Genomic DNA, 15,771 nt, shown 5'->3' on the forward strand with positions numbered 1-15,771 from the left:
AGTCCGCTGTAGGGAGTTGAAATCATGGCCCGTAGCGCCATGAGCCGTTGGACGAGATCCCTTTCCGAGGCCCGCCCGGTGGCCTACTGGCTGGACGACCCCGGCCGTCCGGACCCGGAGCCCGCCCTCACCGGCGCCGAGGACTGCGACCTGCTCGTCGTCGGCGGCGGCTACAGCGGACTGTGGACCGCGCTGATCGCCAAGGAACGCGACCCCTCCCGCGACGTGGTCCTGCTGGAGGGCCGCGAGGTGGGCTGGGCCGCCTCCGGCCGCAACGGCGGATTCTGCGCCGCCTCCCTCACCCACGGCCTGCCCAACGGCCTGACCCGCTGGCCGGACGAGATCCGCCGGCTGGAGGAACTGGGCCGGCGCAACCTCGATGCCATCGAGGAGGCGGTCGCCCGCTACTCCATCGACTGCGACTTCGAACGCACCGGCGAGATCGACGTCGCCACGGAGGACTACCAGGCGCGCGAACTGCGCGAGTGGTACGAGGAGATCGACCGGCGGAACCTCGCCGACGGCATCGAGTTCCTGGACGCCGAGGCGGTCCGCGAGCAGGTGAACTCCCCGACCTTCAAGGCGGGGCTCTGGGACCGCCGCGGCGTGGCCATGCTGAACCCCGCCAGACTGGCCTGGGGACTGAAGCGGGCCTGCCTGGAGCTCGGGGTGCGCCTCTACGAGCACACCCCCGCCCTGTCGCTCAAGCCGCACGGGGCGGGCATGACCGTCCGCACCCCGTACGGCTCCGTCCGCGCCCGCCGGGTGGCCCTGGGTACCAACGTCTTCCCCAACCTGGTCCGCCGGGTCCGCTCCTACACCGTCCCCGTCTACGACTACGCCCTGATGACCGAGCCGCTGACGGCCGATCAGCTCCAGTCCATCGGCTGGAAGAACCGGCAGGGGCTCGGGGACAGCGCCAACCAGTTCCACTACTTCCGGCTCTCCGCCGACAACCGGATCCTCTGGGGCGGCTACGACGCGATCTACCCCTACGGCGGCCGGGTGCGCGCCGAGTACGACGACCGGCCCGAGACCTACGCCAAGCTCGCCGGGCACTTCTTCACCTGCTTCCCGCAGCTGGAGGGCCTGCGCTTCACCCACGCCTGGGGCGGGGCGATCGACACCTGCTCCCGCTTCTCCGCCTTCTTCGGCACCGCCCACGCGGGCAAGGTGGCCTACGCGGCCGGCTACACCGGGCTGGGCGTGGGCGCCACCCGGTTCGGCGCCGAGGTGATGCTGGACCTGCTGGCGGGGGAGCGGACCGAGCGCACCGAACTGGAGATGGTGCGCAAGAAGCCGCTGCCGTTCCCGCCCGAGCCGTTCGCCTGGGCCGGCATCGCCATCACCAAGTGGTCGCTGGCCCGCGCCGATGCCAACGGCGGCCGGCGCAACCTGTGGCTGCGCACCATGGACCGGCTGGGGCTCGGCTTCGACAGCTGAGCCAACCTGCCGACTCCGGGCTCGGGCCGCCCTCGGCATCGATCCGAAAAAGATGCCGCAACCCGCGTAATGCCCGCCCCCGGCCTCCCTCTCCCTCGTGACGCGACCGCACCGGGATCCGCACGGCGGGGGAGGCCACCGTCAAGCCGGACTCCCCGTACATGCTCTCCGGCTACGTCCGCGGCTCCTACGTCTACCTGGGCGTGAGCGGCACCGGCACCACCGACGTGGCGACCTGGACCCAGTCCGCCCCCGACTGGCAGCAGCTCACCACCACCTTCCGCACCGGCCCCGCCACCACGAAGGTCACCCTCTACACCCACGGCTGGTACGGCACCGGTCCTTACCACGCCGACGACATCTCCCTGACCGGCCCCGGCGGCGGCCCGGTCGCCGGCGACGCGGACGACGTCTTCCCGCCGCTGCGCCCGGACCAGGTCGCCATCGGCATGCCGGCCACCCCGAACGCGGGCAACGGGCACGTGCCGCCGTCCGAGGTCGTCAAGACCCTCGACTGCCTCACCAAGAAGACCGGTTGCGGCTCGTACGCCACCCACGGGACCTGGCCGGGGCTGCGCGGGCTGATGACCTGGTCGATCAACTGGGACCGCTTCGGGGGCTGGGAGTTCCAGCGGACCTTCGACGGCTACTTCGGCTGACCCGGCCGCCGGCCCGCCCGGCCAGCAGGGACACGCCGATCAGCAGCATCGCCCCGAGACACCAGCTGGCCGCCACGTCCAGCGGCCAGTGGTAGCCCCGGCGCACCAGCCCGTAGGAGGCGCCGAGGACCAGCAGGGCGCACAGCACCACCAGTGCGCGCCGCACCGCCGCCGAGCGCAGCAGCGGAAGGAGGAGCAGGGCCGCCGCGCCGTAGGCGACCACGGCGGTGGCGGTGTGGCCGGACGGGTAGTAGCCGACCGCCGGGGCACGACCGGGGTGCCCGGGCGGTCGGTCCACTCCTTCAGCGGGGCGACCAGCACCGGCACCAGCGCCATGGCCGAGGCACCGGCGGCCGGCGGCAGCCACCACCGGTCCAGACCCCCGGCACGCCCGTGCCAGGCGGCGTACGCCAGCGCGATCACCAGGACCGGCACCGCCACCTGCACATTGCCGAGGTCCGAGAGCAGCTCGGAGGCCTGGTCGGGCTCGACGAGGGCCCGGCTCAGCCGCTCGTCCGCGTCCACCAGCGGGCCGTCGGTGACGACCTGCCAGGTGATCAGCGCGAAGAGCAGGGCCAGGGGTCCGAGCAGGAGCATGCCGCCCAGCTTGGCAAAGACACCGAGCAGACACACCAAAGGGCCGGCGCAAGGGGGGGAGTGCGTCGGCCCTGCGGTGGACCGCCGGCCCGCCGGGCGAGTCGACCGTCCGGATCGGAACGTCGCACGCCCCGGGGGGTTTGGGGCGGCGACCGTCCGATCGGTGAGGAGACCCGAAGCTCACGGCTCCGGTTGTGTGCGCGAGGGCACGACCAGGTCGAAGCTGGGGAGGCCTCGGCCCGAGCCGCTCACAGTGGCCTGTGAGCGGGGTGTATCTCTCATCTGGGAAGAACTTACGGCAGGGGGTGGGCCCGGAACAGGGTGAACGGCCTCCTGCCATCCACCCCGCACACCTTCTTCACACGCTCTGCCGCTGGAACCGTTCCGCTCCGGCCCGGAGCCGGGACCCGGAGGCCCGGACTCCGCGCCGGGACCCGGATGCGGAACGCGGACACGAACTCAGGTACCGGCTACCGGACTCCGTACCGGACTCGGTTGCGGACTCAGATCCGGGTGAACGCCTGCTCGATGATGTCCAGGCCCTCGTTCAGCAGGTCCTCGCCGATGACCAGCGGCGGCAGGAAGCGCAGCACGTTGCCGTAGGTGCCACAGGTCAGGACCAGCAGGCCCTCCTGGTGACAGGCCTTCGCCAGCGCGGCCGTGGCCTCCGGGTTCGGCTCCTTGGTGGCACGGTCCTTGACCAGCTCGATGGCGATCATCGCGCCGCGGCCCCGCACGTCGCCGATGATGTCGAACTTCTCGGCCATGGCGGTCAGGCGGCCCTTCATGACCTCCTCGATGCGCTTCGCCCTGGCGTTGAGGTCCAGCTCCTTCATGGTCTCGATGGCGCCGAGCGCACCCGCGCAGGCCACCGGGTTGCCGCCGTAGGTGCCGCCCAGGCCGCCCGCGTGGGCGGCGTCCATGATCTCGGCGCGGCCGGTGACGGCGGCCAGCGGCAGACCGCCGGCGATGCCCTTGGCCGTGGTGATCAGGTCGGGGACGATGCCCTCGTCCTCGCAGGCGAACCACTGGCCGGTGCGGCAGAAGCCGGACTGGATCTCGTCGGCGACGAAGACGATGCCGTTGTCCTCGGCGAACTTGCTGATCGCCGGGAGGAAGCCCTTGGCCGGCTCGATGAAGCCGCCCTCGCCGAGCACCGGCTCGATGATGATCGCGGCGATGTTCTCGGCGCCGACCTGCTTGGACATCTGGTCGATGGCCTGCGCGGCGGCCTCCGGACCGGCATTCTCCGGGCCGGTCGGCCAGCGGTAGCCGTAGGCCACCGGGACGCGGTACACCTCGGGCGCGAACGGGCCGAAGCCGTGCTTGTACGGCATGTTCTTCGCGGTCAGCGCCATGGTGAGGTTGGTCCGGCCGTGGTAGCCGTGGTCGAACACGACGACCGCCTGCCGCTTGGTGTACGCGCGGGCGATCTTGACGGCGTTCTCGACGGCCTCGGCGCCGCTGTTGAACAGTGCGGACTTCTTGGCGTGGTCACCGGGGGTCAGCTCGGCGAGCGCCTCGGCCACGGCCACATAGCCCTCGTACGGCGTGACCATGAAACAGGTGTGGGTGAAGTCGGCGAGCTGCGCGGAGGCGCGGCGGACCACGGCCTCGGCGGAGGCGCCGACGGAGGTGACGGCGATGCCGGAGCCGAAGTCGATCAGACGGTTGCCGTCGACGTCCTCGATGATGCCGCCGCCCGCCCGCGCGGTGAAGACGGGCAGCACGGAGCCCACGCCCCGCGCGACCGCGGCGGTACGGCGGGCCTGCAGCTCCTGCGACTTCGGGCCGGGGATGGCGGTGACGACGCGGCGCTCCTGCGGAAGTGCGGTCATGCGGGGCTCCTGGGGGTCTTTTGCGGACGCTTGTCTTCTTTTCTCGCAGGCTAGGGCCGGCGGCGAGGGCTGGGCATGCTCCATGTGGGCGTTGTCCGGGGGGCCGGGTTGTCCGCGATGGACATAGCGGCGGCCGGGCCCGGCCGGGCGGGCGGGACTCCGGGCCGGCGGACGTGGCCGGGCGGCGGACTCCGGGGCCCGGTCGGCCCGGCCGGGCGACGGGATTCCGGCCCGAGCCGGCCCTGGCCGGGCGACGGAATCTCCGGCCCGAGCCGCCCCCGGCCGGGCGACGGAAGCCGCCGGTCGGCAGGACCCGGCCGCGTAAGCGGTGAACCGGTCCTGTCGGAGCGTTAGATTGGCTCGCTGATGGTGGACGGAGCGGCTGGTCAGGGGGCAGAGGCGATGGACGGCGACGGGACGCAGGACGCGCGGGGTACGCGAGGGCGAGCCGTACCGGGTCCTGCCGCGCCCCTGCCACCGGTGCCGCGCACCTCGCCGGCCGTGCCGCCCCAGCCGCAGCACGAGGGGCAGCACAGCCGGCCGGTGGCGTCGTGGCTGGACACGCCGCGGGCCGGCACCGCCCTCGGCGTCTGGCGGTTCGGCTACGTCCCGCCCCGGCCGAGCAGCCGCAGGAAGAAGCTCGCTCCGGCGATCGTCGCCGGCGCTGCGATCCCCCTCGTCTTCGGCGCCTTCCTGTGGACCTTGTGGCTGCGCGGGAACTTCCCCTATCAGGGGGAGCTGCTGCGGCTGTTCACCCCGAACGACTGGTGGTACCGCGGGTCGCTGTGGCCGAGGGAGGACGTCTGGCAGGGCCACGTGGCGCGGAAGGTCGCCGACAACGTCTTCTTCCTGGTCCTCGTGTGCGCCATGGGCTACCTGGGCGCCTGGCCCGCCCTGATCCGGCACTGGTTCGGCCGCTGGGAGCAGCCCGCCCGCGCCGGTGTCGCCGCCGCCGGTGCCGTCGTCGCCCTGCTGCTGGTGTTCCCCTTCTTCGACAGCGACCCGGTGCCGGTCTACACGACCATGATCCTGCTGGTCGCCCTGATCACCGGCGGCTGGGAGGCGACGGACAACCCCCTGATCGTCCTGCTGATCGTCTCCGCCATCGCCCTCGCCGTGCTGTGGCCGGCCGCCCGGTGGGGCGACTGGATGCCGCTCCTCCGCCGCTACCGCGCCGCTCACAAGGCCGGCCCCCGGCCCAGTGCCGAGCCCGTCGCGGCGAAGCCCTCCCAGTGGCCGTCGCTGCGGATGGCCGGGCAGACGGAAGCGGCCGACGCCCTCTCCGCCGAGCTGCTCAGCGGGCGGATGAACGACGTGGACTGCGCCCGGATCCACCGCTCCTGGGAGGCGCTGCGACGGGCGGGGCGCCTCGCCTCGTTCACCGAAACCGTGCTGCGGCACGGCGCCGCCGCATGGACGCATCCCTCGGGCGCCCGCGACCTTCCCCGGCGCACCGCGACCCACGACCTGCTGGCCGGCCAGGTCCGCATCGGCCGCTGGGCCACCGCCGAGCGGACCCCCGCCTCCCACCAAGGGGCGGGGGCGGCACTGGAACCCGCCACGCTCGGCACGTCCCTGCTCGCCGTCGGACCACCCGGCTCGGGCAGGACGGACCGGCTGATGGTCCCGGTCGCCGAGTCCCTCACCCTGCACGCGCTCACCGGCGCCTGCGCCGTGGTCGCCGTGGCCACGGCGGGCGCGCCGCTCGGGCCCGACACGGCGTACGACGTCGTGGTCCGGCCGGGCGACCCCGCCTCCCTGCACTCCCTGGACCTGTACGCGGAGTCCACCGACCCCGATGAGGCCGCCGCCGTGCTCGCCGAGGGCCTGGTCGGCGACATCGAGACCCTCGACACCGGACGCGCCGCCACCGCCCTGGCCCAGCTGATCGGCCCCTATCGCGCCGCGTACGGCCGCTTCCCCACCATTGCGGCACTCCGGGAGCTCGTGGAGGGGCGCGAGGAGGCGCTGACCGCGCTGCTGGACCGGCTCCCTGCCCAGGACGCGCCCGCCCTGCGACGGGAACTGGAGCCGTGGCTGAGGCGAACGGGCGCCGCGGTCACGGCCGGACCGGCCATCGCCGACCGGCTCGCCCTCCTGGACCGGCCGGCGTTCCGGGGGAGCTTCGGCGGGGACACCCCGGAGGGCGGCGGGGCGGGGCAGGACGCCCAGGACCGCGGTGTGCGGACGTTCTCGCTGCGGGCCATCGCCCACCACCCGCTGCGGGTCCGCATCGACCTGCCGGAGCAGGGCCACGAGGAGGCCGCGCACCTGCTGGCCCGCCTGGTGCTGGCACAGTTCCTCGCCGTCGCCCGCGCCGCCGGCGCCCGCGACCACTTCCTGGGCCTGGTGATCGACGAGGCCTCCGGCGCCGTCACCAGGGGAACGGTGCGTGCCGTCCAGCGTCTGAGGCCGCACAACGCCGGGGTGGTACTCGGCCTGCGCACCCTGGGCGACGTGCCGGAGTCGCTGCACGGCCCGCTGCTGAGCGCCGTGGGCTGCCGGGCGGCGTTCTCCGGCGTCACGACCTGGGACGGGCGGGCCTTCGCGGAGGCCTGGGGCACCGAGTGGGTGGAGACCACGGAGGTCGCCCAGCACACCGTCTTCGCCGACCAGCCGATGACCCGGGCCATGCACGCCCTGCGGAAACTGGTCACCGGCAAGGCGGTGACCACCGAGGCCGTCACCGTCCGGCAGATCGAGCGCGAGCGGTGGTCCGCCTCCGAACTGGCCCACGCACTGCCGCCCGGGCACGCCGTGCTGTCGCTCACCGACGTCAAGGGAGAGCACGCGCCGCCGCTGCTGGTCGATCTGCGGGGATGATGCGTGGATGAGCTGAACGGTCCGGCATGCGAGGACCGTACAGTGAGGCAGAATCGACACAGGCCGTTCATACGCAGCGGCCAAATGATCACACTTCTCACACGGCTCGCACAGCTCACCCAGACAACCGGACCCGAAGGCACCCAGCCCCCATGCCCCTGACGCTCGCCTCGCTCGTCCACCACTCGGCGCTCAAACTGACCGTCCGCGCGGGCGAGGACAAGCTGGACGTGCCGGTCCGCTGGGCGCACGCCAGCGAACTCGCCGACCCCGTGCCCTACATGGAGGGCGGGGAGCTGCTGCTGATCACCGCGCTCAAGCTGGACGCGGAGAACCCGGAGGCGATGCGCCGCTATGTGAAGCGGCTGGCCGGCGCCGGAGTCGTCGGCCTCGGCTTCGCCGTCGGCGTCCACTACGAGGACATACCCGAGGCCCTCGTCCGGGCGGCCGAGGAGGAGGGCCTGCCCCTGCTGGAGGTGCCGCGCCGCACCCCCTTCCTCGCCATCAGCAAGGCGGTCTCCGCCGCCATCGCCGCCGAGCAGTACCAGGCGGTCACCGCGGGCTTCGCCGCCCAGCGGGAGCTGACCAAGCAGGCGCTGACCGCCGGCGCCGAGGGACTGCTCTCCGCCCTCGCCTCCCAGGTCGACGGATGGGCCGCGCTGTACGACGCCTCGGGCGCCGTCGTCGCCACCGCACCGGAGTGGGCCGGCCGGCGCGCGGCCCGGCTCACCGCGGACGTCCAGCGGCTGCGCGAGCGGCCCGCACCCGCCTCCTCCGTGGTCGCCGGACCCGAGCACGAGGACCGCGTCGAGCTGCACTCCCTCGGCACCGGACGCCTCCCGCGCGCCGCCCTCGCCGTCGGCACCGCCTCGACCCTGGGCACCGCCGAGCGCTACGCCCTGCACTCCGCGATCGCGCTGCTCACCCTCACCACCGAACGCTCCCGATCCCTGCACGCCGCCGAGCGGCGCATCGGCGCCGCCGTGCTGCGCATGCTGCTCGCCGGGGAGCCGGACCACGCCCGCGCGGTCGCCGGGGACCTCTACGGCGGCCTCCTCGACGCGCCGTTCCGCCTGATCGTCGCCGAGACCGGCACCGCAGCCGCCGCCCGCGACCGCGGCGAGCCCGGCGGCGACGCCCTCGACGTGCTCGCCGAGGTGATGGAGTCGGCCGCCGCCCGCGCCGGCGAGGCCGTGCTGGTGGTGCCCGAGGGGGAGCGGCTGGTGGTGCTCGCCGCCGACGGGGGTGCCGCCGTGACCGCCTGCTGCGACCACGCGGCCGCGCTGGAGGCGGCCCGCCCCGGCGGCGAGGTCCGCCGGACCCTGCCCACCACCGACGAGGACGACCCCGTCATCGGGCTGTCCGCGCCGGCCGGGCCCATCGCCACCTCCGCCGCCTACAAACAGGCCCAGCAGGCGCTGTCGGTGGCCCGGCGGCGCGGCCGGGTGCTGGTCGAGCACGAGCAGATGGCGGCCGGCTCCGTACTGCCGCTGCTCGCCGACGACGCGGTCCGGGCCTTCGCGGACGGGCTGCTGCGGGCCCTGCGCGAACACGACGCCACCGGCCGCGGCGACCTCGTCGCCTCCCTGCGCGCCTGGCTCTCCCGGCACGGCCAGTGGGACGCGGCCGCGGCCGACCTCGGCGTGCACCGCCACACCCTGCGCTACCGCATGCGCCGCGTGGAGGAGATCCTCGGCCGCTCCCTGGACGACCCGGACGTCCGCATGGAGCTGTGGCTGGCGCTGAAGGCCACGGCGACCGAGTAGCCCCTCCCTGGCCATTGCGGCGTGCCGCGCCGCCCGACTGCTACGACTCGGACAAACGACCTCGCCCGGCCCCGCACCTACCGTGGACTCAGCAATCCATGCCAGCCATGTCCACCCCCAACGCGGAAGGGCCGGGACTCACATGACTTCCACCCACGCCTTCTGGCTCGCCGGCCGCCAGGCCACCGGCGAGTCCGCCTTCGACGTCACCTCCCCGTGGGACGGCCGGGTCGTCGGCTCGGTGAGCGTGCCCTCCGACGCGCAGGTCGAGGAGGCCGTGGCCGCCGCGTACGCCGTGCGGGACGAGTTCGCCGCCACCCCCGCCCACGTCCGTGCCGCCGCCCTGGACCACGTCAGCCGGCGGCTGGCCGAGCGCACCGAGGAGATCGCGCGGCTGATCTCCGCCGAGAACGGCAAGCCCATCAAGTGGGCGCGCGGCGAGGTCGGCCGCGCCGTGTCCGTCTTCCGCTTCGCGGCCGAGGAGGCCCGCCGCTTCAACAGCGGCGAGGCCCAGCGGCTCGACACCGACCTCGGCGGCCAGGGCCGGCTCGCCTTCACCCGCCGCTTCCCCAGGGGCGTCGTGCTGGGCATCGCGCCGTTCAACTTCCCGCTGAACCTGTGCGCCCACAAGGTCGCCCCGGCCATCGCCGCCGGCGCTCCGATCATCCTCAAGCCCGCCCCGGCGACCCCGCTGTCCGGGCTGCTCCTCGGCGAGCTGCTGGCCGAGACCGACCTGCCGGCCGGCTCCTGGAGCATCCTGCCGGTGCCCAACGACCGCATGCCCGCCCTGGTGCAGGACGAGCGGCTGCCGGTGATCTCCTTCACCGGCTCCGAGCAGGTCGGCTACGCGATCATGGAGTCGGTGCCCACCAAGCACTGCACCCTGGAGCTCGGCGGCAACGGCGCGGCCGTGGTCCTCTCCGACTGGTCGAGCGACGAGGACCTGGACTGGGCGGCCGGCCGCATCGCCACCTTCTCCAACTACCAGGGCGGCCAGTCCTGCATCTCGGTGCAGCGCGTGATCGCCGACGCCTCGGTCTACGACCGGCTGCTGCCGCGCATCGTCGCCGCCGTCGAGGCCCAGGTCACCGGCGACCCCAGCGACGACAAGACCGACGTCGGCCCGCTGGTCAGCGAGGACGCCGCCAAGCGCGTCGAGGCCTGGGTGCAGGAGGCCGTCGAGGCCGGCGCCACGCTCCTCACCGGCGGCAAGCGCGACGGCGCCTCCTACGCGCCGACCGTGCTCACCGACGTCCCGGCCGACGTCAAGATCTCCTGCGAGGAGGTCTTCGGACCGGTCCTGACCGTGCAGCAGGTGGACGGCGAGAAGGCGGCCTTCGACGCCGTCAACGACTCCAAGTACGGCCTCCAGGCGGGCGTCTTCACCCACGACCTGCAGACCGCCTTCCGCGCCCACCGCGCCCTGGAGGTCGGCGGCGTGGTCATCGGCGACGTGCCCTCCTACCGGGCCGACCAGATGCCGTACGGCGGTGCCAAGCGGTCCGGCGTGGGCCGCGAGGGCGTGAAGTTCGCGATGGACGACTACACCTACGAGCGTGTGATGGTCCTGACCGGCATCGAGTCCCTCTGACGCGTCCGCCGCACCCCGGGCGAAGGGGCCCGGCACCGAGCCTTCCGCCGAGCCTTCCGGTGCCGGGCCCCTTCTTCACCGCCGCGGCCTTCCAGGTGGCCGATTGCCGCGGGCCCGCTGCGCGACCGCTGGGCCGATCGGCCGCACGAAGGGTGGTGGGGTCGCTACGAATCGGGTACATACGATCGAGTAGCACCAGTCGGTAACGAACCCAATCTTCCGATTCGCGGCGAGGTGAGCCTCATGTCCGCAAGCCCCGAGACACCCACCACTCCGTCTCGACCAACCGTCACCGAACGTGAGGCCCGGCAGGTCGCGGAGGCCGCGCGGGAGCAGCACTGGCGCAAGCCCAGCTTCGCCAAGGAACTCTTCCTCGGCCGCTTCCGGCTCGACCTCATCCACCCCCACCCCCTCCCGGCCGACGAGCACGCCCAGCGCGGCGAGGAGTTCCTCGCCAAACTCCGCGACTTCTGCGAGACCAAGATCGACGGCGCCCGGATCGAGCGCGAGGCGCGGATCCCCGACGAGGTCGTCACCGGCCTGAAGGAACTCGGCGCCTTCGGCATGAAGATCGACACCAAGTACGGCGGTCTCGGCCTCACCCAGGTCTACTACAACAAGGCCCTCGCCCTGGTCGGCTCCGCGAACCCCTCGATCGGGGCGCTGCTCTCCGCCCACCAGTCCATCGGCGTCCCGCAGCCGCTGAAGCTCTTCGGCACCCAGGAGCAGAAGGAGAAGTTCCTCCCGCGCTGCGCCCGCACCGACATCTCCGCCTTCCTGCTCACCGAGCCGGACGTCGGCTCCGACCCGGCCCGGCTCGCCACCACGGCGGTCCCCGACGATGGGGGCACCTCCCGCTCGAGCGGAGCCGAGAGTGGGGGAGACTACATCCTCGACGGCGTGAAGCTGTGGACCACCAACGGCGTGGTCGCCGACCTGCTCGTCGTCATGGCCCGCGTCCCGAAGTCGGAGGGGCACCGCGGCGGCATCACCGCGTTCGTGGTCGAGGCCGCCTCCGAGGGCATCACCGTCGAGAACCGCAACGCCTTCATGGGCCTGCGCGGCCTGGAGAACGGCGTCACCCGCTTCCACCGGGTCCGGGTCCCCGCCGCGAACCGCATCGGCGAGGAGGGCCAGGGCCTCAAGATCGCGCTGACCACGCTCAACACGGGCCGGCTCTCGCTGCCCGCGATGTGCGTCGGCGCCGGCAAGTGGTGCCTGAAGATCGCCCGCGAGTGGTCCGCGGCCCGCGAGCAGTGGGGCAAACCGGTCGCGCTGCACGAGGCCGTCGGCTCGAAGATCGCGTTCATCGCGGCGACCACCTTCGCCCTGGAGGCCGTTGTCGACCTCTCCTCCCAGATGGCGGACGAGGACCGCAACGACATCCGCATCGAGGCCGCCCTCGCCAAGCTCTACGGCTCGGAGATGGCCTGGCTGATGGCCGACGAACTGGTCCAGATCCGCGGCGGGCGCGGCTTCGAGACGGCCGACTCCCTGCGGGCGCGCGGCGAGCGGGCCGTACCCGCCGAGCAGATGCTGCGCGATCTGCGCATCAACCGGATCTTCGAGGGCTCCACCGAGATCATGCATCTGCTGATCGCCCGCGAGGCCGTCGACGCGCACCTGTCCGTCGCCGGCGACCTGATCGACCCCGACAAGTCCCTCGGCGACAAGGCCAGGGCGGGCGCCGGCGCGGGCGTCTTCTACGCCAAGTGGCTGCCGAAGCTGGTCGCCGGGCCCGGGCAGCTGCCGGGCACCTTCGGCGAGTTCAAGCACGGCATCGACCTCTCCACGCATCTGCGGTACGTCGAGCGCACCTCCCGCAAGCTGGCCCGCTCCACCTTCTACGCCATGTCCCGCTGGCAGGGCCGGATGGAGACCAAGCAGGGCTTCCTGGGGCGGATCGTCGACATCGGCGCCGAGCTGTTCGCCATGAGCGCGGCCTGCGTCCGCGCCGAACTGCTGCGCAGCCGGGGCGAGAACGGCCGCGAGGCCTACCAGCTGGCGGACGCCTTCTGCCGCCAGGCGCGGATCCGGGTGGAGGAGCTGTTCGGCCGGCTCTGGACCAACACCGACGACCTGGACCGCAAGGTGGTCAAGGGCGTGCTGTCCGGGGCCTACGAGTGGCTGGAGCAGGGCGTCGTCGACCCGTCGGGCGACGGGCCGTGGATCGCGGACGCGACCCCGGGACCGAGCACCAAGGAGAACGTGCACCGCCCGATCCGCTGACCGCCGCCCGCACACCACCACAGCGCACCACGACAGCGCATCACCCACAGCGCGCGGCCGCCCGCCCGGCCCGCGCCGGGGCGCCCCCGGCGGGCCCGTGCGGCCCGCCGGGAGACACCGCGCCCCGGCGGCCGGGCGGGCGGTGGCCTGCGCACCCGCCCCGACCGGACACAATGGGGCCCATGACCGACGCTCCAGCTCCCCTCGCCGATCCGCATCTGGTGTACGACCCCGTCGCCGGGGACGGCCCGAAGGACGTGGTGATCCTCGGCTCCACCGGGTCGATCGGCACCCAGGCCATCGACCTCGTGCTGCGCAACCCCGCACGCTTCCGGGTCACCGGCCTCTCCGCGAACGGCAGCCGCGTCGACCTCCTCGCCGAACAGGCCCACCGCCTCGGTGTCCGCACCGTCGCCGTCGCCCGCGAGGACGTCGTACCGGCCCTGCGGGAGGCGCTCACCGCGCGGTACGGCGCGGGGAAGCCGCTGCCCGAGATCCTCGCCGGGCCGGACGCGGCCACCCAGCTCGCCGCCTCCGACTGCCACACCGTCCTCAACGGCATCACCGGCTCCATCGGCCTCGCTCCGACCCTCGCCGCCCTGGAGGCGGGCCGCACCCTCGCCCTCGCCAACAAGGAGTCGCTGATCGTGGGCGGCCCGCTGGTGAAGGCGCGGGCCAAGCCCGGTCAGATCATCCCGGTGGACTCCGAGCACGCCGCCCTGTTCCAGGCGCTGGCCGCCGGCACCCGCGCCGATGTCCGCAAGCTGGTCGTCACCGCCTCCGGCGGCCCCTTCCGCGGCCGCACCAGGCAGGAGCTGGCGAACGTCACCGTCGAGGACGCCCTCGCCCACCCCACCTGGGCGATGGGCCCGGTGATCACCATCAACTCCGCCACCCTGGTCAACAAGGGACTGGAGGTGATCGAGGCGCACCTCCTCTACGACATTCCCTTCGACCGCATTGAGGTGGTCGTGCATCCCCAGTCGTATGTCCACTCGATGGTTGAGTTCACGGACGGATCGACACTGGCGCAGGCGACGCCGCCCGACATGCGCGGGCCCATCGCCATCGGCCTCGGCTGGCCCGAACGGGTCCCCGACGCCGCCCCCGCCTTCGACTGGAGCAAGGCGTCCACCTGGGAGTTCTTCCCCCTCGACAACGAGGCCTTCCCCTCGGTGAACCTCGCCCGGCACGTCGGCGAACTCGCGGGCACCGCCCCGGCCGTGTTCAATGCGGCCAACGAGGAGTGCGTGGAGGCCTTCCGCGCCGGCAGGCTGCCGTTCAACGGCATCATGGAGACCGTCACGAGGGTGGTCGAGGAACACGGCACCCCGCCCACGGGAACCTCACTGACCGTGCCGGACGTCCTCGAAGCGGAGACCTGGGCGCGGGCGAGAGCCCGGGAACTGACCGACCGGACGGCGAGCGCGGAGGCGCGTGCATGACGACCCTGATGTTCATCCTCGGCATAGTCGTCTTCGCGGTCGGCCTGCTGTTCTCCATCGCCTGGCACGAGCTGGGGCACCTGTCGACCGCCAAGATGTTCGGCATCCGTGTGCCCCAGTACATGGTCGGCTTCGGCCCGACCCTGTGGTCCCGGCACAAGGGCGAGACCGAGTACGGCATCAAGGCGATCCCGCTCGGCGGCTACATCCGGATGATCGGCATGTTCCCGCCGGGCCCGGACGGCCGGCTCGAGGCCCGCTCCACCTCCCCGTGGCGCGGCATGATCGAGGACGCCCGCTCGGCGGCCTTCGAGGAGCTCAAGCCGGGCGACGAGAACCGCCTCTTCTACACGCGCAAGCCGTGGAAGCGGGTCGTGGTGATGTTCGCCGGCCCCTTCATGAACCTGATCCTCGCCGTGGCGCTGTTCCTGACCGTGCTGATGGGCTTCGGCATCCAGCAGCAGACCACCACGGTCAGCTCGGTGTCCCCGTGCGTCATCTCGCAGAGCGAGAACCGCGACGAATGCAAGAAGGGCGACCCGCAGTCCCCGGCCGCCGCGGCCGGCATGAAGGCGGGCGACAAGATCGTCGCGTTCGACGGCAAGGGCACCGAGGACTGGGGCACCCTCTCCGACCTGATCCGCGACAGCGCGGGCAAGCAGGTGCCGATCGTCGTCGAGCGCGACGGCCGGGAGGTCACCCTCCAGGCGAAGATCGCCACCAACCTGGTCGCCAAGAAGGACGGCAACGGCCAGTACGTCGAGGGCGAGTACGTCAAGGCCGGCTTCCTCGGCTTCAGCGCCGCCACCGGCGTCGTCAGACAGGACTTCGGCGACTCCGTGACCTGGATGACCGACCGGGTCGGCGACGCCGTGGACTCCCTGGCCGCCCTGCCCTCCAAGGTCCCCGCCCTGTGGGACGCGGCCTTCGGCGACGGCCCGCGCGAACCGGACTCCCCGATGGGCGTCGTCGGCGCGGCCCGGGTCGGCGGCGAGATCGCCACGCTCGACATCCCGGCCTCCCAGCAGCTGGCGATGTTCGTGATGCTGCTCGCCGGCTTCAACCTCTCCCTGTTCCTGTTCAACATGCTCCCGCTGCTGCCGCTGGACGGCGGCCATATCGCGGGCGCCCTGTGGGAGTCGCTGCGCCGCAATGTCGCCAGGCTGCTCCGCCGCCCGGACCCCGGCCCGTTCGACGTGGCCAAGCTGATGCCGGTGGCGTACGTGGTGGCGGGCATCTTCGTCTGCTTCACCATCCTGGTCCTGGTCGCCGACGTGGTGAACCCGGTGAAGATCTCCTAGGGGCAATACCGGTGACTTTGTTGGGGTCTGGTCGTTGGATGGGTTGTGCCAAGGCCGGGTCAGGTGAAGTCGTCGGGGG

General features: G+C 72.8%; 8 protein-coding genes and 2 pseudogenes. 8 read left to right on the forward strand and 2 right to left on the reverse strand.

What is annotated here, in order from left to right; genetic code table 11:
* Positions 1–24: 24 nt before the first annotated feature.
* Both ABD198_RS18870 and ABD198_RS18875 read left to right on the forward strand, forming a co-directional pair.
* Positions 25–1,443, forward strand: coding sequence for an NAD(P)/FAD-dependent oxidoreductase (locus ABD198_RS18870; RefSeq protein ID WP_344002998.1), 1,419 nt, complete (start codon positions 25–27; stop codon positions 1,441–1,443).
* A 119-nt stretch (positions 1,444–1,562) separates the two neighbouring features.
* Positions 1,563–2,102 (forward strand): annotated as a pseudogene (locus tag ABD198_RS18875) (carbohydrate binding domain-containing protein); the annotation flags it as partial.
* Here ABD198_RS18875 and ABD198_RS18880 read toward each other — a convergent pair.
* Positions 2,041–2,699: pseudogene (locus ABD198_RS18880) on the reverse strand (phosphatase PAP2 family protein). The pseudogenes ABD198_RS18875 and ABD198_RS18880 sit on opposite strands and share 62 nt — an antisense overlap.
* A 503-nt stretch (positions 2,700–3,202) precedes the next feature.
* Positions 3,203–4,537, reverse strand: a complete 1,335-nt coding sequence (gene gabT / locus ABD198_RS18885) for a 4-aminobutyrate--2-oxoglutarate transaminase (protein ID WP_344003001.1) — start codon at positions 4,535–4,537, stop codon at positions 3,203–3,205.
* A 402-nt stretch (positions 4,538–4,939) separates the two neighbouring features.
* Between gabT and ABD198_RS18890 the strand changes: the two genes are divergently transcribed.
* The 6 genes from ABD198_RS18890 (at position 4,940) to ABD198_RS18915 (ending at position 15,692) form a co-directional block, all read left to right on the forward strand.
* Positions 4,940–7,360, forward strand: coding sequence for a type IV secretory system conjugative DNA transfer family protein (locus ABD198_RS18890; RefSeq protein ID WP_344003004.1), 2,421 nt, complete (start codon positions 4,940–4,942; stop codon positions 7,358–7,360).
* A gap of 152 nt (positions 7,361–7,512) precedes the next feature.
* Positions 7,513–9,126: a PucR family transcriptional regulator gene (locus tag ABD198_RS18895; protein WP_344003007.1), complete on the forward strand. Its 1,614-nt coding sequence runs from the start codon at positions 7,513–7,515 to the stop codon at positions 9,124–9,126.
* A 142-nt stretch (positions 9,127–9,268) separates the two neighbouring features.
* Positions 9,269–10,717, forward strand: a complete 1,449-nt coding sequence (locus ABD198_RS18900) for an aldehyde dehydrogenase family protein (RefSeq protein ID WP_344003009.1) — start codon at positions 9,269–9,271, stop codon at positions 10,715–10,717.
* Positions 10,718–10,960: 243 nt separating this feature from the next.
* The gene (locus ABD198_RS18905; RefSeq protein WP_344003012.1) at positions 10,961–12,946 is read left to right on the forward strand and encodes an acyl-CoA dehydrogenase family protein; all 1,986 of its coding nucleotides are present in this window, start codon (positions 10,961–10,963) and stop codon (positions 12,944–12,946) included.
* A gap of 182 nt (positions 12,947–13,128) precedes the next feature.
* Entirely contained in the window at positions 13,129–14,391 is a 1,263-nt protein-coding gene (gene dxr, locus ABD198_RS18910) for a 1-deoxy-D-xylulose-5-phosphate reductoisomerase (RefSeq protein WP_344003015.1), read from the forward strand.
* Positions 14,392–14,399: 8 nt separating this feature from the next.
* Complete coding sequence (locus ABD198_RS18915; RefSeq protein WP_344003021.1) at positions 14,400–15,692, forward strand: M50 family metallopeptidase; 1,293 nt, start codon at positions 14,400–14,402, stop codon at positions 15,690–15,692.
* Positions 15,693–15,771 lie beyond the last annotated feature (79 nt).

This window comes from Streptomyces thermocarboxydovorans (assembly GCF_039524635.1).
In the GTDB taxonomy this organism is placed as follows: domain Bacteria; phylum Actinomycetota; class Actinomycetes; order Streptomycetales; family Streptomycetaceae; genus Streptomyces; species Streptomyces thermocarboxydovorans.